We start from the raw sequence: 18,862 nt of genomic DNA on the forward strand, positions 1-18,862 counted from the left end.
CGGCAGCCGCTTTGTCCTCCCTGCTTATTCATTTGTCAGCAAGGAGTTCATGCATTACAGTACATATGTAAAAATGAAAACCTCCGTCAGGCAGAAGTCTGTACATATGTCGTCCATGCACACGCGAAGCTGCGTGCAGATACCGGTCTGTGGGCTGAATTGCCTTCACAGAGCGGCGCAGAATCTTAAAAGATAAAAAGATTTGTTGAAGTCATTGCTTATCCCGATTGTAGCATACAGATATAGTTTCTGCAACAATTCCTGATAGTATTTATTTGTATAACCGTAACAGTTCAGGCTTAAAAAATCAGGCATCCCGCCGCCGACAATCTCTGTCTGGTTGGATGCCTGTCTTTTTCACTTATTCATATGTTCTGCGCAATCAAATCCCCCGCGGCAACAGGATATCAAACTTGCAGGGCTGCTAAGCAGCGGGGTATTTGACCCTCGCGGCAGTCGCCAAATATCCATGCAAGCATGGTTACTTGGCTCACTGCCCACGGGAGTAAACGCAAATCACTGCCAAAGCTGGCGCATCAGTCCACCGTAACCCGGAACACCACCGGCTTGTCGGTATTGACGCCGGTCACCTTCACATGCAGCCCTTCCTCATCCCTGGACCAGCTGCACTCCGAATCAAAGCCGAGAATTTCAACGTTACGGATGATTCCATGGAAGTTGGGCTTCTTGGAAGCATCCTGTTCACCCAGCGCGGGGAACAGATAGCTGCCCTCCGGCGAACATTTCAGGGCTGTGGCATAGATATGATCTCCCTTCGCCGTGTAGCGCACATCCGCAGGGGTAAAATCCTTTTTGATTCCGTCGGAGAACTGTCCTTCCACAATCTGCGTAGGGCCTTCTCCGTATTTTCTCCACACCCCTGTGTCATAAATGGACTCCCCGTTATCTCTCAGCCAGTCGCCGATTTCTGTCAGAATCCGGGTGTCCTCCTCCGAAATGGTTCCGTCCGCCTTCGGGCCGATATTCAGAAGCAGGTTGCCGTTCTTGCTCACGATATCCACCAGATCACAGATGATATCCTTCGCAGGCCTGAAGTCATTATTTTCCGTATAGCACCAGGAATTCAGAGCAACCGCAGTATCGGTCTGCCAGTGGTACGGCTTCACATCCGCAAACTGCCCGCGTTCAATGTCCACCACCGCCGTGCCGAACATGAAAGCATCATGCTTGTAGTTGATGAGGACCTGCTCACCCCACTCCTCTGCACGGTTATAATAATAAGCGGCCAGCTTTTTCAGGTAAGGCTTAAAGGCGCTGTGCTGTATCCACCAGTCAAAATACAGAAGCTTCGGCTGGTATTTATCAATGATTTCGCAGGTTCTTACCAGCCAGTCCTGAAGATATTCCTCCGTAGGCTCCGGTTTCCCGTACAGATCCTGATGATCCGGCTCCGCCATGGACGGCCAGTACAGATCCCCTCTTTTCAGAGGCTCCTTAATGTCACTGTCGAATTCCTTTCCATGCCCCAGGAAAAACCAGTGCTCCGCCCGGTGGGAGGAGGCGCCGCCTATAAGCCCTCTTTTTGCAAAGGCTTCCGTCAGTTCTCCCAGCGTATCCCTTTTGGGTCCCATTTCCCCGGCATTCCAGTGGGAAATTTCACTCTTGTACATCTGGAAGCCGTCATGATGCTCCGCTACGGGCACCACGTATCTGGCTCCCGCCTTTTCAAACAGATCAGCCCATTCCTCCGGGTTGAATTTTTCCGCCTTAAACATAGGGATAAAATCCTTATAGCCGAATTCCTTATGCGGCCCGTAGGTTTTCACATGATGCTCAAATTCCGGCGTTCCCTGAATATACATGTTCCGGGGATACCACTCATTGGCAAAGGCCGGAACGCTGTAAACGCCCCAATGGATAAAAATACCGAATTTTGCCTTCACGAACCAGTCAGGCATGGGATGGTTCCCCAGGCTCTCCCAGGTATCCTTATAAGGTCCCTGTGCGATTACCTTTTCTATTTTTTCCAGATATTCCTTCAGCTCCGCCATCAGTCCGTCACCACACCCTTCTGGAGCATGACATTGGCATACAGCGCCGTCTCTCCTGTCGCTATGATTGCATACGCTTTTTTTGCTTCCTCGTAAAAAGCAAACCGTTCTATGTGGCCGATAGCCTCTCTGCCGCGGCTTTCATATTTTTCCTCGATCTGCGCATAGGTTTCCCAGATAGGCGTCTCTACCTTATCACCGGGCATTACCTCCATGAGGGAAAAGGGCTTTTCCACATAGCTGTCCAGCGGAAATACCTGCAGTATGGCATCCAGTATTTCAGGGACGCCGTGGCCATCCATGCGGATTACCTTCGCATTTTTGCCCATGGATTCTGCGGGGAAGTTGCCGTCTGCTATGACAATGCGGTCGCTGTGGCCCATTTCACACAGAACCTTCAGAAGCTCGGGGGATAAAATTTTCGGAATTCCTTTTAACATGTGATTGTTCCCTCCATATCCCACAGGTCTTCCCAGCCCTTTGCCCCGGCCCACAGGAATACCTGTCCTTTGATCAGTCTGCAGTTTTTATCCGCCCTGCGGATGCTCTCCATCTCTTCTTCGGTTAGCGGATCCTCAGTTACGCAGGCAAGGTTGCTTACATACTGGGGTTCCTTCACGGAAAAAGGAATGGGGATCTGGCCTCTCTGCGCAGCCCATTTCAGGCACACAAGGGCAGGATGGATGTTGTGTCTTTCAGCGATTTCCACGATTTCCGGCATCTGGGTATCAGCGATGTCCTCTGCGGTTCTGTCCCGTTCCGGACGGGAAGGGGAACCGATGGGACAGTAACCGATAGGCTGAATGCCGTGGGCTACAGCATAATCAAACAGCTCCGGCTGCTGAAATCCGGGATGCAGTTCCATTTCCAGGGCCGCCGGCTGGATTCTGCACAGCGGCAGCACTGCCTCCAGCTTGGGAACGGTCATGTTGGACATGCCTATATAGCGTACCTTTCCTTCATCCACCAGCTGTTCGCACTGTCTCCAGGTGCTCATGAATTCTTCCACACTAAAGGGCCTGGAATCGGGATTCCGGGAATCTCCGTCACAGCCGGGCGCATGATAGTTGGGGAAGGGCCAGTGGACAAAATAAAGATCAATACAGGAAAGCTGCAGATCCTGCAGGCTTTTACGGCAGGATTCCAGTACCTTGCCTTCACCATGCATGTCGTTCCATACCTTGGAGGTTACGAACAGATCCTTTCTTTCCACGATGCCTTCCTGCATAACGCGTTTTAACACTTCTCCGATTCTGTCTTCGTTCTGATATACCGCTGCGCAGTCAATCAGGCGGTAGCCCGCCTTTATTCCTCCGTAAACGGCTTCCGCCACCTGTTCCGGGCCGTATTTGTCGGAACCGAAGGTTCCAAGCCCTACCGCAGGAATGGTCTCGCCTGTGTACAGGGCGCGGCGGGGGATTTTATTCTGATCTATGATTGCTGTCATATTCTCTCCTTTTTGCCGGCAGGAATTTACTTTGGAAATTCACGGCTGCCGTTTCACACAGCATCCGCCTTTACCGCCGGCTTTCACCGGTTACTGTTTAGTCAAAAACAACTGCTACCTTACCGCAGTTTCCGCCTGCCATAAGCGCATAGGCTTCGCCTGCTTTTTCCAGCGGGAACTCATCGGTAATCAGATCCTCCGGATGGATGCCCCAGCGGACAAGACGCTCCACCAGTTCCTCCATTCTCCACAGCGAGGTCACCCAGGAGCCATAAATGGTCTTCTGTCCATGGATGATGTCGGGGCTGGGATTAAAGGTGCAGGTGCCGCCTTCGCCGACGAATGCGATTTTGCCCCATTCCCTTGTGGCGCGGATGGCAAGCTGGCGTCCCGGATCGCTGGCGCTGGCGTCAATGGCGCGCTCCACGCCGTTTCCGTTCGTTACCTTCATAATGCCGTCCATGGCTTCGTCCGGTTTGAACACATAATCCACCAGTCCCAGTTCCTTTGCCAGGCCGATACGGTAATCATTCATTTCCACGCCGATGAGCATGTTAGCTCCCATGGCCTTTGCAAGCATAAGCGCAGCCAGTCCCACCGGGCCCAGGCCGGTTACCAGCACCGCATCGTTGCCGCAGATGCCGATTTTTTCAATGGCTTCATATACCGTGCCGAAGCCGCAGGCTACCTGTGCGCCGTCCTTGTAGGTCAGTTCGTCAGGCAGCGCGATCAGATCCTTTTCATCCGCCAGGATGTAGGGCGCCATGCCGCCGTTCCTCTGCCAGCCGTAAGCCTGACGGAAACGGCTCTTGCAGGATATGTAATAGCCTCTGCGGCAGTCGTTGCATACGCCGCAGCCGGAAATATGGTAAACAATAACCCTGTCTCCTTTTTTAAAGCGTTTTAAACCCTCTCCTTCTTCCACGATAACGCCGCAGGGCTCATGGCCTGCAACCATACCGGGAATGTAGCCCTCCGGGCCTTTTCCCACATGTTCCCTGTAGATGCAGCGGATATCGCTTCCACAGATGGTGGTAGCCTTGGTCTGGATCAGCACCTGGCCGTGACCGGGCTTGGGAATTTCAAATTCCTTCATTTCCACTGAGCTGTTGCCGGGCAGTGTCGCCCCTCTCATTCTCATTTTTTCCATTGTTTAACCCCTTTCTTTTCTAAAAAAGCAACCGTCAGGACAGTGAACAGCCGCTCTTCTTCAGCCTTCAGCCGCTTTACAGCAGCAGTGACCATATGTCACAAATTGTGTGTTAACTGATATCCTTATTATAAAAGCTAATGGGAAAAAGTATTAGAGAAGGATTTGACAACTTGCTTCATTTTATGTCGCATCAGCGCAGGTTTCTTGACTTCCCGGCCAGGAAACGTTACATTAATATATAAGACAGAACGAAACAGGTCAGGCAGGCCCCACATTACTGCGTTGGCCGAACGAATATACGGCAGCAGCCAGCCGCCGGCCCATCACACAGAGCTTTTAAACGGTTGGATGATATTTGAAAGGAAACAGAAGATATGCGCACGAATTTCAGCGATCTGGATATCCGCTTCACCATTGGGGATACGCGGTTTCAGGCACTTAATATTATCTATGAAAGATTTCTCCGCACGGTTCCCAGCCACAGCCATGGCAGCGGGAGCTATGAAATCCACTATATTCCCCGCGGCTACGGCCGTGCACGCATCAATGGGCGTTTTTATGATATTGTGCCCGGGACGCTTTATGTGACCGGGCCGCATGTGGAGCACGCGCAGACACCGCACCTGGAGGATCCCATGTGTGAATATTGCATTTATCTGAAAACGGAAAAAAAGCGCCGCTCCCAGCCCTCCGCCGGGCCGCAGCCAGACGGCAGGGAACGGGCGTTGTCCCTGTTTGAAGGGACCACCTTCTGGTTCGGCCAGGATACCCAGAATGTGGCTTTTCTGATGGAAGAGCTTTTTTCCGAACTGGAAAACCGCTATACCGGTTTTCAGCTGCAGGTGGAGCTGCTGCTACAGCAGCTTCTGGTCAGGCTGGTGCGCAATTATGAAGAAAAAAAAGAAACCGGGAGGGCTTCCGGCTTCTCTGCGGCGGCTGATAAAACCTCCGTGATCATTGAAGATTATTTTCTCTATGAATATCAGAGCCTGTCCTTAGAGGAGCTGGCCGGCAAGCTGGGGCTTGGCACAAGGCAGACGGAACGGCTCCTGCAGAAGCATTACGGCAAGACCTTTCTGCAGAAAAAAACGGAGGCGCGTATGTCCGCCGCTGCCATCCTGCTTTCCGACAGCAGCCGGAGCATCACCTCCGTGGCTGAAGCCCTGGGGTATTCCTCCATGGAGCATTTTTCCTCCGCATTTAAGAATTATTACCAGCTCAGTCCAAGGCAGTACCGGAAGGAAGGGGCTTATCACAGCTTTCCGGAGCCGTAGCCGCAATCAAATTCTACCACAGCTTTCCCGAAAGCAGCGGCAGCGGTTCCAGAAAGTGTTCCAGAATTTCCTCCTCTGTGACGCCCGTATCCAGGCTTCCTATCGTATCGTTCCAAAGGCAATAAACCGCCCCCGCCATCCGCCCGGAATAGGCAGGCAGCATTTCCGCCTGTGTCCCAGCTGCGAAAAGATTTGGCTCCCACTGCTTCAATGCTTCCAGATCCAAGCGGTCGTAGCCGCCTCCCGGGATAATATACAGACTGCTGTTGAGGGAGTTGATGATGGTAAAACCTTCCTCATACATATCCTGCGGATCGGCCCATTCCATATTCCAGATCTGCATCTGCACATTTTCCGAAGCCACCTGCGTCCTGCCGGGCAGGCGGCTCAGGCTGCCCCACATACGCACGGTGCGGCCGCTTTCCTGAATCATGCTTATCATGTCATTGGCAAAGCTGCGGTAATCCTCCCCGTCCGCAAAATATTCATCCATCCCGATATGGACCAGCCCGCCTGCTTCAAAAACGGGATCCTCCCCTTCCAGATATTCCTTCCAAAGCTTTTGCACCAGGTCAACTGTCCCTTTTTTACCCAAATCAAGCTGATCCACATTATCCGGCTCGTCCGCCAGGGCATATTCCGGGAAAATCCTTGTCAACGCCAGGCTGTGGGCGGGCGTGTCAATTTCAGGGATCACCTGCACCCCTTTTTCTGCCGCAAAACGGGTGAGTTCCTTCCACTCCTCCCTGGTCAGGGAACCATCCTGGGAGGTGATTCCCTCTCCCCTGCTGTTTTTCAGCCCGGACTCCAGACGGAAGCCCGCATAAGCGGTAAACGCGTTGGAAATGGAATCGTTTTTTCCGCTGGTGGAAAGAATCTCATTGTCATTCAGATGCACACCCAGATTATTCATTTTGTGTTCACTCAGAGTCAGGACAATCTGTTTCAGGGTTTCCAGGGAAACCATCCTCCTGCCGATATCTATATGAAAACCCCGCACGGAATAGCGGGGATAATCCCGGATCGTGCCGCAGGGGATTCCCTCTCCGGCATTTTCAAGAAGATCGGCGGCCGTGACCGTTGCCCAGATAAGCCCCTGGAGCTTCTCTGCCCGGAGCACCATAGTGCCTGGCCGGATATCGAGCCAATAGCCTTCTTCCTTCAATCCCATCTCTTTTCCGGCAAAGCCCAGATAAATATCCCCCGTCTGCAGGGAAGCTTCCTCACCGGAAACCACCGTCAGCTCCCCACCGGACAGCTTTTTCCAGCTTTCCTGTAAATCCAGGGCAGGCTGCCTAAGCTCTGCCTCCCTGCCGGCCTGCATCACAATGCGCTTCGCATCTTCTGGAGGGAAAAAACCGGCGCCTCCCTTCCATTCCGAGACCTCAGGCGATAGCCGCGGTCGATCATTTACCACAAACGCTTCAGAATTATCCACAGACGCTTCAGAATTATCCGCGGGCGATTCCGGATTGTCCGTAAAAACGGAGGGCGGAACCGTTACATAATAAGAAGGGGAATCCTCATATTTATCGCCCTGCGAAATCCGGTATCCCACGGTAACCGCTTTTTCCTCGAGCGTGGGATATACCGTGCCGTCCTCGTCAATGATTTCCTCATAATCCGATCCAAGCAGCCGGATTTCATATCCTGCGGGCGCTTCGGGAAGGGGCAGGAAACGGCTTCCGTCTTCCGCTGTCCTGATTTCCGGAACCTGAAGGCACCAGGATACCGGAGCCTGGGCGTACACTTCCATTTCCAGCAAAGAAACATTCTGATAATAAAGGTACTGGTTTTCCTCCGTATCGGAAACCGCCGTGGTTCTCAGGCGCAGGAACCTGCCCTGCGCCTGATTATCCAAAACCACATGCTGCTCATTGGTTTCCGGCGTACCTTCCCACAGGGCGGCCTGTGTCCAGTGCTCCCCGTCCCGGGATACCTCGATTACAAATCCCAGCACGTTCAGACGTTCCCAGTAAAGGCTGACAAAGGCAAAGCTCTGCTCCTGTGGAAAAGAAAACTGCAGCCAGTGCTCCGGCGCTCCCGCCTCATTGGCGCTGGACCAGCGGCCGGCGCCGGCATTTTTCTTTCCATCCGCCGCCAGCTGCGGCAGGAAGCTATCATTCTCCACACTGTCCGCCGTCACCTCCACACCGGGCATCAGGGCCAGATTCTCATAATAAAAACCATGCTCACCAGCGCCGGCAGCCGCGTCTCCTCCACCCAGGCTCTCTCCCCCGTCCCCCTGAAGCAAGACGCACACCAGCAGAAAAAGCAGCGCCAGCATTGCCAGACAGGCTGTTTTTATTCCTGGATAATATCTTTGAGTTTTGTCGTTATTCTTTGCCATATTACTCCTACCGCTGAAGCGCTTTTACAGCTTCACAGCTGCGTATATTTTTCTTTTTCCTGCCAACAGGTCCTCAGCTGCCTGTTCTTCTGATCCACTCAGAATTCTATCCCTTTCCTGGCCATAATTCCTTTTTGGTAAGGGTGGCGGACACAGCGCATTTCCGTAATATAGTCCGCAGCATCCGTCAAAAAAGCGGGGGCATCCCTTCCGGTGCATACCACCTCCACAGCCTCCGGCTTATGCAGCAGGAAATCCTTCAGCCTGCCGCCGTCCAGCAGCCCCCAGTTCACAGGATAGGTCACCTCATCCATCACAAGGACATCGGCCTTTCCCTCCTGTGCCTGCAAAATCGCCTCCTCCAGAATCCGGTTATGAATTTCTGTCAGCTCCTCCTTCTGTTCCAGGGTCATAGAGGAAAAAAATCCGAAATCCTTTTCGCTGCGCAGAAGCCTGATTTCAGGGATACGGGCCAGGCTGTGAAGCTCCCCCGTATCCCTGCCCTTCATGAACTGCACAATCAGCACCTTTTTCCCCGATCCTGCCGCACGCAGGGCCAGTCCCATGGCTGCTGTGGTTTTTCCCTTTCCTTCTCCCGTATATAAATGAATCAGTCCTCTTTCCAGCTTCATCCCGACGTCCTCCCTTTCCTTTTCACATATCGCTGTCTTCCTGTTGGGACAGTCCTTATTTCCGCAGGAGGAACACAGCTCTGTGCAGGCCGTGTCCCCCAGCCGTGCCTGGTACACCACGCTTTTTTTCGGTGAAAGTACGTAAAAGCGGTTGAAGGAAACCGTTGTCTGCCCGATTTGGGAAAACATCCCTTCCATGGCCTCCAGCGGAAGCTCGCTTCCCGGAAAGAGCATCTTTTCCACGAACAGTCCATATTTTCCCCTGATTTTTTCATTCAGCTCCTCATAGGCTTTCCACAGAAGCTCCGTGCAGATACACTCCGCCATATAGCTTTCCGTGAGCATTCCCTTTGCCGCATACCCTTCCTGGAGCCGGTCCGGCCCGCTGCCAAGTGTCACGATCACCTGACAGAAGCCATGCTTCCCGCCGGGAAGCATTAAAGCCTCACCGGACGCGGTTATGTTGTCCTCCGCGCCGGCCACCCCGGCTTCTTCCTCAGCTCTTCCCCCGGTTTCTTTTTTGGTCTCTTTTTGGGTCTCTTTTTGGGTTTCTTTTTTAGCTTTTTCCCCGGCCGCCTTCCATATCCTGTTTCCGATTCTTTCCCTATCCGGCCCGGAATACACATAATAGCCTTCCGGATCCAGATATTTCCGCACTTCTTCATAAACCTGAAAAAACAGCGGTAAGTCGGTATCCTGATAATGATACCGACTTATTGCTGTTTGTATATCTTCCTGTGTTAATTGTAGATTAAGTTGTATTTTTTCCATACTCCGCTTTCCCGGTATATGCGCAGCCCTGGCCGAAACGCCGCACCTTATCACTCATCAGTCAATGCCCTTCACCTGCATGGCTCTCATGGCATTGAGGATGGCGATAACCGCCACACCCACATCGGCAAAAACCGCCAGCCACATGTTGGCAATTCCAAAAGCCGCCAGAATGAGAACAAGGATTTTTACTCCCAGGGCAAAAACGATATTCTGTTTTACAATGCCCAGCGTCTTGCGGGAAATCCTCATGGCTGCGGCAATCTTGGACGGTTCATCCGTCATGATTACCACATCCGCCGCTTCAATGGCTGCGTCGCTTCCCAGGCCGCCCATGGCGATTCCGATATCCGCCCTTGCCAGGACCGGCGCGTCGTTAATGCCATCTCCCACAAATACCAGCCTGCCCTTTGACGATTTGGATGCGATGATTTTCTCCACCTCATCCACCTTATCACCGGGAAGCAGCTCTGAGTGAACCTCCGTCAGGCCTATTTGCGAAGCCACATAATCCGCCGTTTCCTTCCGGTCCCCGGTGAGCATTATCACCCGGTTAACACCCTCGGCCTTCAGCCCGCGGATACATTCTGCGGCATCCTCCTTGATTTCATCAGCAATAAGGATATATCCCAGATACTGGTCATTCTTTGCTACATGGACAATTGTACCAATCTGCGCGGCATTGGTAAAGCTAATTTTCTGCTGGCGCATCAGTTTTTCGTTTCCGGCATAAATGTCAAATCCGTCAATGACCGCATGGACACCGTGCCCAGCCAGCTCTTCCGTGCTTTCCAGCCTGTTTTTATCCAGTTCCTTTCCATAGGCCTTCTGGATGGAAAGGGAAATAGGGTGGTTGGAATAGCTTTCCGCATAAGCCGTAAGCTCCAGCAGCTTCTCCCCGGAAATCACCTCAACACCGTTTTCAGAAGCAGGCTTCACCTCCGTCACCTTAAAGGTTCCCTTTGTGAGCGTGCCTGTTTTATCCATAACAACAATTTCCGCTTCCGCAAGAGCTTCCAGATAATTGCTCCCCTTGATCAGGACACCCGCTTTGCTGGCGCCTCCCAGCCCGCCGAAAAAGCTCAGCGGCACACTGATAACCACGGCGCAGGGGCAGGAAACCACCAGGAATGTCAGCCCTCTGTAAATCCAGGTGGACCAGCCTCCTAAAAACAACGGCGGAATTACTGCCAGAACTGCGGCACAGAGTACCACAATGGGCGTATAATACCTAGCAAATTTGGTGATGAAATTTTCCGCTTCTGCTTTTTTGCTGCTGGCGTTCTCCACCAGATCCAGGATTTTGGACACTGTGGATTCACCGAAGGGCTTGCTGACCTGTACCTCAAGCACACCCGTCAGATTGATGCATCCGCTGATTACCTCTTCGCCGCAGAGGACCTCTCTGGGCACGCTTTCACCGGTGAGCGCCATCGTATCCAGGCTGGAATTTCCTTTTGTAATCACGCCGTCCAGCGGGATTCTCTCGCCGGGCTTCACCACAATCGTCTCACCCACGGCCACTTCATCCGGATCCACCTGCGCTTCCACGCCGTCCCTGCGCACGTTGGCAAAATCCGGACGGATATCCATCAGCTCCGTTATGTTCTTTCTGGAACGGTTCACCGCGTAGCTCTGGAACAGCTCACCTACCTGGTAAAACAGCATTACCGCCACCGCTTCCGGATACTCCCCTACAAAAAAGGCTCCCACCGTGGCAATGGTCATAAGAAAATTCTCATCAAAAACCTGGCCCTTGCCGATATTGCCCACCGCTCTCTTCACAACGTCTCCGCCCACAATCACATAGGCTGTCAAAAATACGGCCAGCAATACATACCAGGGCAGCCCCGGCGCAAAATTCTCAATCAGTACAGCAGCCGCAAAAAAAGCGGCTCCGATGATAATCCGTTTCAGTCTTTTCTTTAATTTCCTGGTCATTATTCTTCATCCTCCTGAATATGATCAAGCCCCTGGCTCAGAATTGTCTTGATATGTCCGTCGGACAGCGAGTAAAAAATAGTCTTCCCATCCCTCCTGCTCTTCACTAAATCCATCTGCTTAAGCACCCTCAGCTGGTGGGAAATTGCCGACTGCGTCATATTCAGTATCTGCGCCAAATCGCAGACACACATTTCGGAACAAAGCAGCACATACAGCATTTTAATTCTTGTAGTATCCCCGAATATCTTAAAAAAGTCAGCCAGATCATCCAAATCATCCTCCGCCGGCATCTGCGCATTTACTTTTTCAACAATATCCTCATGGACATGAATATATTCACAGCTTTCCGCATGCTCATAATTTCTTTTCATAGAAGCTCCTCCAATCATATGGTATCCTTTATTTATTTTTTCATTCAAACATATGAACAATCTTTCATATGTTTAATGCTATTATATTCATCTCATGTAAAAAAAGCAAGTACTTTTATAAAAAAATTTGATTGATTAAAATTGGGGGCTCATACATTTTATTCAGCCCTGCTGCTGTTAAAGTTCTGCCCTATTTGGCCTTTATCCATCATTCCCATGTTTTCCGGTTTCTGTGTCCGCCAGCCTGTTTGTGCATAAAGAATGACCGCCCCAAGCACCAGGGCGGCCATCTTCATGAAGGGTATAATCAACCAATAAATGGAAGAAAGCGTAAGACGCTATTCTTCACCCACCTCAATTTCCAGGAATTCGGGTGAATCGAAAAACTCTTTTAATGTAATACCAAGTCCTCCGCACAGCTTGCAGATTGTAAAAATCCCCGGGTTCTGGGTAGAACAATCAATGATGTGCATCAGTGTCGTCATCGGAACTGCGGAACGGTAGGACAAAGTATAATAAGACATGTCCTTTGCCGAGCAAAGGGTCTTAATACGGTTTGCTAACTTCTCCTGCTCTGACATATCCGGCCTCCTCAGCTTATAAATACATTTTATCCCATTTTTTAACAAAATTGCTTCCATATACGGTAGTAAAATGGTAAATTTTTGTTAAATCATGTATTTATTCCCGAACAATGCCGAATCATTACTACATTTTTATGGTTTTCTTATTCCGCCCTCCATCCATACTGTTCCAATATATTCCTGGGGAATTCCACGCGCGCCGTCATCAGCGGATTTACGATTTGGCATACCGACATATGCGAAACCAGCGACATCAGCATCTCGGATTTCACTTCCTCCAGGCCGGTCACCCTTCTCACAAATTCTTCCATCAGCCTGGCGGCTGTCTTTCCCGCCTCAAACACGGTAGCCGCCGACTGAATGGTAATTACAGCATCCCGGGTTATCAAAAACGGCGTGGGGATTGGATTTTCCTTTAATACACTTACCCTTACGGTAACCGTTCCCGCAATTTCCAGCCCGCAGCCAAAAACCTCTCCGTCTCCCATCAGGGCATGGAGATCACCCATGGAAAGCAACGCTCCCGGAACTGCAACAGGCAGATAAAGGACCGTTCCCGCCCCGATTTTTCTACAGTCCATGTTTCCGCCGTGGACATCGGGAACAGATGTGGCTATCCCTTCTCCGGCAGGCGCCGTTCCGATGACCCCTATCATGGGACAGCAGTCAAGCAGCAGCGTATCATCAAAGCGAATCTTATCTCCCTCGATTTCATACATTACCGCCTTTGCTTCCGGCAGTCTGCCTGCAAAAATACCCCATGAAAAGGAAGCGCACATAACACCCCTGGAATGCAGGCTGATATCCAGGATTTCTACTTTCAGCACATCCCCCGCATCCGCGCCGTTAATATACAAGGGTCCGGTTGCCGGATTTCCCAGGGCGTCTTCCCTGTCTCCCAGAGGACGCTCTTCACTGGTTACACTGTCGTCATAGCAGTCCCTGGTTTCGAATATTACTGTTTCCCCGCTTTCGCAAATGGCTGACGGAGGAATGTTTTTATCCAGTCTGTCATATACCTTATCCCTGCTGATTGTAAGCATCTTCGGCTCCTTTCATAGTTCGGACGCAATCTTTGCATCGTCCGGACCGGTCATTTTCGCACCGGCGGCATCCGCCGGCGTTTCGGCCGCCCGTTCCGCATCGGCGGCATCCTCTGGCATTTCGGCCATCCGTTCCGTCTCTTCACCCCCGGCCAGCCCCAGCCCCTTCAGAATTCCCCAGATATAGGGAGCGCCGAACATGCTGAGCTTCTTCGGCCCGCGGATCGGCTCACCTGCCGCCCGCGCCTCCAGAATCTTTTTATAAGCCCGAAGCACGGTTGCCTCGGTAATGGATTTTTCCTTCCGATCGCAGAAAAGCTCACGTCCTTTAATCCGGTAGGTAAAGGGAAGCTTTTTGCTCGTATAAAAGGTGGTTCCCTCATAAAGGCTTACCGCATGCCACAGACGGCCGCCCAGCAATGCTTCTTCGCCGCATTCCTTTACTGCCTGTACGGCTTTTTCACGTTCCCTGACAAAATTTTCGTCCATACTTTATCCTGTGTCTTTCCTGCTTTTCTATTTTTCAGCATCTTCCCGGAAAAGCTGTGGGAGAAAATCATAGATACACTGTCTCCAGACATTCCAGTCATGCCCGCCTCTGTACTCCCTGCGCACACAGGGAATCCCGTTTTCTTCACAGAAAGCATCGTCCTCCGTAAAAAAATCCCAGAACTCATCCTGCCTTCCCATAGCCCTGAAAAACAGATGCTGCTTCTCCTGGAATTCCTTTTCCTTCATAATTTCCAGATAGCTGTTATCCGGGTCTTCTCCGATAAAATTGTGCATAAAACCACTGAACAGCCCCTCCCAGCCAAAAAGCTGCGAATAACGGCAGACCGTCATGCTTGTCTGCATGGATCCCATGGAAAGCCCGGCCATCGCCCGGTGGTCCCTATCCTTTTTCACCCGGTATTTCTTCTCAATGAAGGGAATGATATCCTGCACAAGCTCCTCCGGGAAAAGGCTGTGCCGGAGCACTGCCTCCCCATCCCCGTCTTCCTCCATGACCATACCGTTTGCCATAACGATTAGCATGGGCACGGCCTTTCCTTCTGCCAGCAGGTTATCCATGATATGATTCACCTTTCCCTGCCATATCCAGCCCCGTTCATTCTCCCCGAAGCCATGCTGCAGGTAGAGTACCGGATATTCCAGCGTCCCCTCTTCATATCCCGGCGGCACATAGCAGATGCAGCTTTCCGTCCTTCCGGTAACAGCAGAAGGATAATACTCATGCCTGATATCCCCATGCGGCACATCGTGCATCTGTAAAAATTCCGGCACCGGCCCGACCTCAATATAGTTCACCGGCCGTGAAAAACCATAGCCTATGGAAAGGAACGGGCTGATTGCCAGACAGTTGTCCACGTAGAGATGCACATAATAAAATCCCGGCTCCAGGGGCAGATCCACCGTCCACACATCCTTTTCCGTCTCCAGGAACGGATACATGATATCGCCAATCTGCAGCTGGACATTCATCGCATTGGGAAAACGGAGCCTGACATAAGGCATGCCTTCCGCGCGGTACAAAAGGCCTTCCCTGGAATTATGGGGAACCGGCTTACCATCCGGCGCCGTCATTACAGGCCGGCTGTACGCGCAGGATTGCTCCACTACCGTAGGATTATCCAGCCATTCCTTATCAGCATCGATTTGTCCGCGCACCTCTATGGTTAAATCCTCTGTAACCGCCTCCGCGGCCCTGAGCGTTTTCAAAACGCCGTCCAGATAGCTTCCCAACCTTCTGCGGCTCTTTGACAGCCCTTCTACTATAATATGTATTTTCCCGGAAGCTTCCGTAAGCACTGCGTAAATGTTATCAAGATTTTCTCCCCTGGATTCCGGCAGATTCAGCTTTTCCTGCAGATACCTGTACAGTTCCTCCCTGGATCGGATCCCTGCAAAATTCAAATTTATCATACCCTTTTCCCTGTCCCTCATATTTTCATTCGTATCTTCTTTATCCTTCATCTGCAGTTTTCCTCCCTTTAAAAACCCCGCGGCGTTTCACTCCGACTCAGTCCCCGGAAATCGCCCTGCGAAGCTTTGCCTTAATCCTCTGAAGCGCATTGTCCGTACTTTTTCCATCCTTGCCCAGTACCCGGGCAATCTGGTTATAGCTCATCCCCGTAATGTAAAGATCCAGCACCTGCTTTTCAAAGCCGCTTAATTCTTTCTCAATCGCCTGCTCCAGCCCTTCCACATTTTCCCGGTCGATAAAAAGCTCTTCCGGACTCATTTCCAGCGCCGCAGGAATGGCGTTCATCAGGCTGTTTTCCTCATTGCCATCCCCATCCGGCCCGATGTTTTTGCTGTACAGGGAAATATAGGTGTTAAGAGGCATGTGTTTCTTCCGGGAAGAGGCCTGCACTGCCGTATACATCTGTCTGGATACGCAAAGATCCGCAAAGGTGCTGAAGCTGGCATCCCTGCCGCTGTCATAATCCCGGATAGCTTTGAAAAGCCCAATCATGCCTTCCTGGATTAAATCATCGCTGTCCCCGCCTAAAAGGTACATGGACTTGGCTTTTGCCTTCACCATGCCCTTATATTTTTCCATAATGTAATCCGTGATATCATTTTCACCGTCCCTGAGAAGCACGATCAGCTCCTCGTCGGTATATTCCCCGTAGGAATCTTTCATTGGGAATCCGTTCCTTTCTTCTGCCTCGACTGCAGAATCCGTATCAAATCCGCCGCCACATGCTCTCCCAGAATCTCATAGCCGTCCGCGTTGGGATGTACGCCGTCCGGCATGAAATGCAGGACATTGTCTTTATCATGTCCGTCCAGAATATTAGAATTGTAAAGGTCAATCACTTCCATTCCATGTTCGTCCGCCAGCTCCTTGATGACATCCGCGAATTTATCCTGGGGAATCAGGTAGGGGTGCTGGATTTTCAGGTAATCCTGAAGGCTGTTGGGAAGAGGTGTCATGAAAATCACCTCCGCATTAGGATAGTCCGTCTTCAGCCCATCCATCAGTTCATCCAAATCCCCCCAGAAGGTTCTCCTTTTACGCTCCGCGGGATTTCCGAATTCCACCAGGCTTGCACAGAACTCGTCATTTGTGCCGCCCATTACAAGAATGATATCGCTGTCCTCAGGGATTTTCTGGTAGCGGTCTACGAAGGCGTCCGCCCAGTATCTCCCGATAGAAGAGCCTCCTATTCCCAGATTATATACTTTTCTGGCATCCAGCGTTTCCTGCAGGATATGGGGATAGGCAAGCTCCTGATAATTATCCAGATTATCCAGGTTTACGGCCTGGGTAATGCTGTCGCCCAGACAGGTTATTTTGATATCCGAAAAATCAATGTTGTTTCCTGATATCGTCTGTTTATCCAGTTCATTGGCGAGAAGCGTTTCCTTATGGGAGCTGCGGACCGCCTGCCGTTGGGCCAGGGTGTAGTGTTTCCTGTCAAAAGGATCCTCCAGCTTTGCCGTATTCCTTCCCATATGAGCTATGATATCACTGTCGGAAACAGAATTGCCTGAGGCACTGCTGCCTGAAACTGAGTTGCCTGACGTACTGCTGCCTGAAACGGTGTTGCCTGACATACTGCTGCCTGAAACTGTGCTGTCGGAGGAACTGCCTCCCGATTCTTCTTTGCCGGCCTCACTTCCGGAGGAGTTTTCCTTTTTTGAATCCTTATTTCCACCTGTGCTGTTTTGGGAAATGCTGTTTGCAGATATACTGTTGCCGGAAGTGCTGCCGGACAGAGAATTTCCTGAAATATCATTTTCTGAAATACTGCTGCCGGATACGCTTCCTCCGCAAGGGCGGAGTAACTGCCTTGCGGGAATTCTGTTTCCTGAAATCTGATTCTCACCGCCGTCACTGCCGGGGCCGCTGTTGCCGGACACCTGGTTTCCGCTTACAGACGCTCCACTGTTATTTCCTGATACCTGATTTTGACCGGCGGATTCCCCGTTGTCATTTCCGGATACCTGGCCTGTGTCTCCGGCTTCTGCGCTGCCATTTCCGGATACGAGACTTTCATCTCCGGCTTCTCCGCCATCATTTCCGGACACCTGGCCTGTGTCTCCGGCTTCCTCCCCGCCGCGGTCCATCGTCTGTCCTGTGTCCTGCTTTCCGTCTGCCGCGCCTTCGGAGTCCTTCCCGGTTTTCACCGTCGCCTCCTGGGCCTGTCCTACAGACTCATGCGACACAGAATCCTGCACCGACGCGCCGGAATCATCAGCCGCCTGTCCTGCATCCGCTGTTCCATTTTCTGTTTTATCCACGGTTCCCACGCTCTGCAGCCCGCCGCTGTCCGCCTGCATGACCGGAGCGTCGGCCGCTCCGGACTGCCTGCTGCATGCCGCTGTAAAGGAAATCAGGAATACAGCCAGAAGACCGCATCCCGTAACCGCCAGAAAATTCAAATTTTTCATTTTTTCTTAATGCTCCTGCAATCTGAAGGAATGTTGCCTCTGTAGCTGTGAAGGGTTCAGGCAGTTACCTTCCTTCTACCTTTTTATATAATTCTCTGTCTGACAATCTCATAAGCCAGCACGCCTGCCGCCACTGAGGCATTCAGGGAGTCAATGTTTCCCTTCATGGGGATGGACGCGACAAAGTCACAGTTTTCCTTCACCAGCCTTCCCACGCCTTCGCCTTCGTTACCAATAACAAGGCCGATTGCGCCGGTCAGGTTCAAATCATACATTCTGGTTCCGTCCATGTCCGCACACACAAACCACATTCCTTTTTTCTTTAACTCGTCCATGGTTTTTACCAGATTGGTCACCTTGGCCACCGGTGTGTAATTCAAGGCCCCGGCAGAGGTACGGGCCACGGTTGCGGTCAGACCCACAGCCCTGTTTTTAGGAATAATGACACCGTGGGCGCCCGCCAGGTTGGCAGTACGGATGATCGCCCCCAGATTATGGGGATCTTCAATATTATCCAATAATATCAAAAAGGGCGGCTCCTGCCTTTCCTCAGCCAGCTTCAGCATATCTTCTACCTGCGCATATTCATAGGCAGCGGCATAGGCAATAACCCCCTGATGTTTTCCTGTTTCAGACATCTGATCCAGACGTTCCCTGGAAACATACTTAATGAGACAATCCGTCTTTTTCGCTTCTCTTTTGATGGTCATAATCGGACCGTCCTGACAGTTGTCCAGAATAAAAACTCTGTCAATGGTCTTTCCCGAACGGAAGGCTTCTATAACCGCATTCCGCCCTTCTATGGTCAGTTCTTCGTATCTCATAACCGCTCCTTCAGTTTCGCTCCGGCAGGTCACACCGGAACGGATTTTTCATACTC

General features: G+C 51.5%; 17 protein-coding genes. 2 read left to right on the forward strand and 15 right to left on the reverse strand.

The genetic code is table 11. The annotated features are described in order from the left end of the window. The coding region (locus HMPREF1548_RS30210; protein ID WP_035321510.1) for a hypothetical protein at positions 1-196 on the forward strand (196 nt) is incomplete at its 5' end. A 340-nt stretch (positions 197-536) separates the two neighbouring features. On the opposite strand, the gene HMPREF1548_RS07390 is transcribed toward HMPREF1548_RS30210, so the two are convergent. From HMPREF1548_RS07390 to HMPREF1548_RS07405, 4 genes are all read right to left on the reverse strand, one after another. Next, positions 537-2,012, reverse strand: a complete 1,476-nt coding sequence (locus HMPREF1548_RS07390) for an alpha-L-fucosidase (protein ID WP_021635299.1) — start codon at positions 2,010-2,012, stop codon at positions 537-539. Continuing rightward, positions 2,012-2,452, reverse strand: coding sequence for an RbsD/FucU family protein (locus HMPREF1548_RS07395; protein WP_021635300.1), 441 nt, complete (start codon positions 2,450-2,452; stop codon positions 2,012-2,014). The genes HMPREF1548_RS07390 and HMPREF1548_RS07395 overlap by 1 nt, the downstream gene beginning before the upstream one ends. Beyond that, entirely contained in the window at positions 2,446-3,459 is a 1,014-nt protein-coding gene (locus HMPREF1548_RS07400) for an aldo/keto reductase (RefSeq protein WP_021635301.1), read from the reverse strand. Before HMPREF1548_RS07400 ends, HMPREF1548_RS07395 begins: the two co-directional genes overlap by 7 nt. 97 nt (positions 3,460-3,556) lie before the next feature. Continuing rightward, positions 3,557-4,609 (reverse strand): zinc-dependent alcohol dehydrogenase family protein, encoded by a 1,053-nt coding sequence (locus HMPREF1548_RS07405; protein WP_021635302.1) that lies wholly within the window; start codon positions 4,607-4,609, stop codon positions 3,557-3,559. Positions 4,610-4,986: 377 nt separating this feature from the next. Here HMPREF1548_RS07405 and HMPREF1548_RS07410 point away from each other — a divergent pair, with 377 nt between their 5' ends. Continuing rightward, positions 4,987-5,886, forward strand: a complete 900-nt coding sequence (locus tag HMPREF1548_RS07410; RefSeq protein WP_025491582.1) for a helix-turn-helix transcriptional regulator — start codon at positions 4,987-4,989, stop codon at positions 5,884-5,886. 13 nt (positions 5,887-5,899) lie between these two features. Here HMPREF1548_RS07410 and HMPREF1548_RS07415 read toward each other — a convergent pair whose 3' ends face one another. The 11 genes from HMPREF1548_RS07415 to rlmB form a co-directional block, all read right to left on the reverse strand. Further along, on the reverse strand, positions 5,900-8,236 hold the full coding sequence (locus tag HMPREF1548_RS07415; RefSeq protein WP_021635306.1) for a glycoside hydrolase family 20 protein: 2,337 nt from the start codon (positions 8,234-8,236) through the stop codon (positions 5,900-5,902). A 98-nt stretch (positions 8,237-8,334) separates the two neighbouring features. Then, the gene (locus HMPREF1548_RS30445; RefSeq protein WP_021635308.1) at positions 8,335-9,639 is read right to left on the reverse strand and encodes a cob(I)yrinic acid a,c-diamide adenosyltransferase; all 1,305 of its coding nucleotides are present in this window, start codon (positions 9,637-9,639) and stop codon (positions 8,335-8,337) included. A 57-nt stretch (positions 9,640-9,696) separates the two neighbouring features. After that, positions 9,697-11,580 carry a heavy metal translocating P-type ATPase gene (locus tag HMPREF1548_RS07425; RefSeq protein WP_021635309.1) on the reverse strand — a complete coding sequence of 628 codons (1,884 nt, stop codon included), beginning with the start codon at positions 11,578-11,580 and terminating at the stop codon, positions 9,697-9,699. Then, positions 11,580-11,954, reverse strand: a complete 375-nt coding sequence (locus HMPREF1548_RS07430) for an ArsR/SmtB family transcription factor (protein ID WP_025491578.1) — start codon at positions 11,952-11,954, stop codon at positions 11,580-11,582. The genes HMPREF1548_RS07425 and HMPREF1548_RS07430 overlap by 1 nt, the downstream gene beginning before the upstream one ends. Before the next feature lie 338 nt (positions 11,955-12,292). Then, positions 12,293-12,535, reverse strand: coding sequence for a helix-turn-helix transcriptional regulator (locus HMPREF1548_RS07435; RefSeq protein WP_025491577.1), 243 nt, complete (start codon positions 12,533-12,535; stop codon positions 12,293-12,295). A 146-nt stretch (positions 12,536-12,681) separates the two neighbouring features. Continuing rightward, positions 12,682-13,581 carry an acetamidase/formamidase family protein gene (locus HMPREF1548_RS07440; RefSeq protein WP_021635313.1) on the reverse strand — a complete coding sequence of 300 codons (900 nt, stop codon included), beginning with the start codon at positions 13,579-13,581 and terminating at the stop codon, positions 12,682-12,684. Between the two features lie 12 nt (positions 13,582-13,593). Beyond that, positions 13,594-14,070 carry a hypothetical protein gene (locus HMPREF1548_RS29885; protein ID WP_021635314.1) on the reverse strand — a complete coding sequence of 159 codons (477 nt, stop codon included), beginning with the start codon at positions 14,068-14,070 and terminating at the stop codon, positions 13,594-13,596. Between the two features lie 27 nt (positions 14,071-14,097). Beyond that, positions 14,098-15,555: an alpha/beta hydrolase-fold protein gene (locus HMPREF1548_RS07450; protein WP_021635315.1), complete on the reverse strand. Its 1,458-nt coding sequence runs from the start codon at positions 15,553-15,555 to the stop codon at positions 14,098-14,100. A 46-nt stretch (positions 15,556-15,601) separates the two neighbouring features. Next, complete coding sequence (sigH, locus tag HMPREF1548_RS07455; protein ID WP_021635316.1) at positions 15,602-16,228, reverse strand: RNA polymerase sporulation sigma factor SigH; 627 nt, start codon at positions 16,226-16,228, stop codon at positions 15,602-15,604. Beyond that, positions 16,225-17,982, reverse strand: coding sequence for a GDSL-type esterase/lipase family protein (locus tag HMPREF1548_RS07460; RefSeq protein ID WP_021635317.1), 1,758 nt, complete (start codon positions 17,980-17,982; stop codon positions 16,225-16,227). Before HMPREF1548_RS07460 ends, sigH begins: the two co-directional genes overlap by 4 nt. Positions 17,983-18,065: 83 nt before the next feature. Further along, positions 18,066-18,806, reverse strand: coding sequence for a 23S rRNA (guanosine(2251)-2'-O)-methyltransferase RlmB (rlmB, locus tag HMPREF1548_RS07465; RefSeq protein WP_021635318.1), 741 nt, complete (start codon positions 18,804-18,806; stop codon positions 18,066-18,068). Positions 18,807-18,862: the final 56 nt, after the last annotated feature.

Origin of the sequence: Clostridium sp. KLE 1755, from assembly GCF_000466465.2 — a bacterium.
GTDB lineage: Bacteria > Bacillota > Clostridia > Lachnospirales > Lachnospiraceae > Eisenbergiella > Eisenbergiella porci.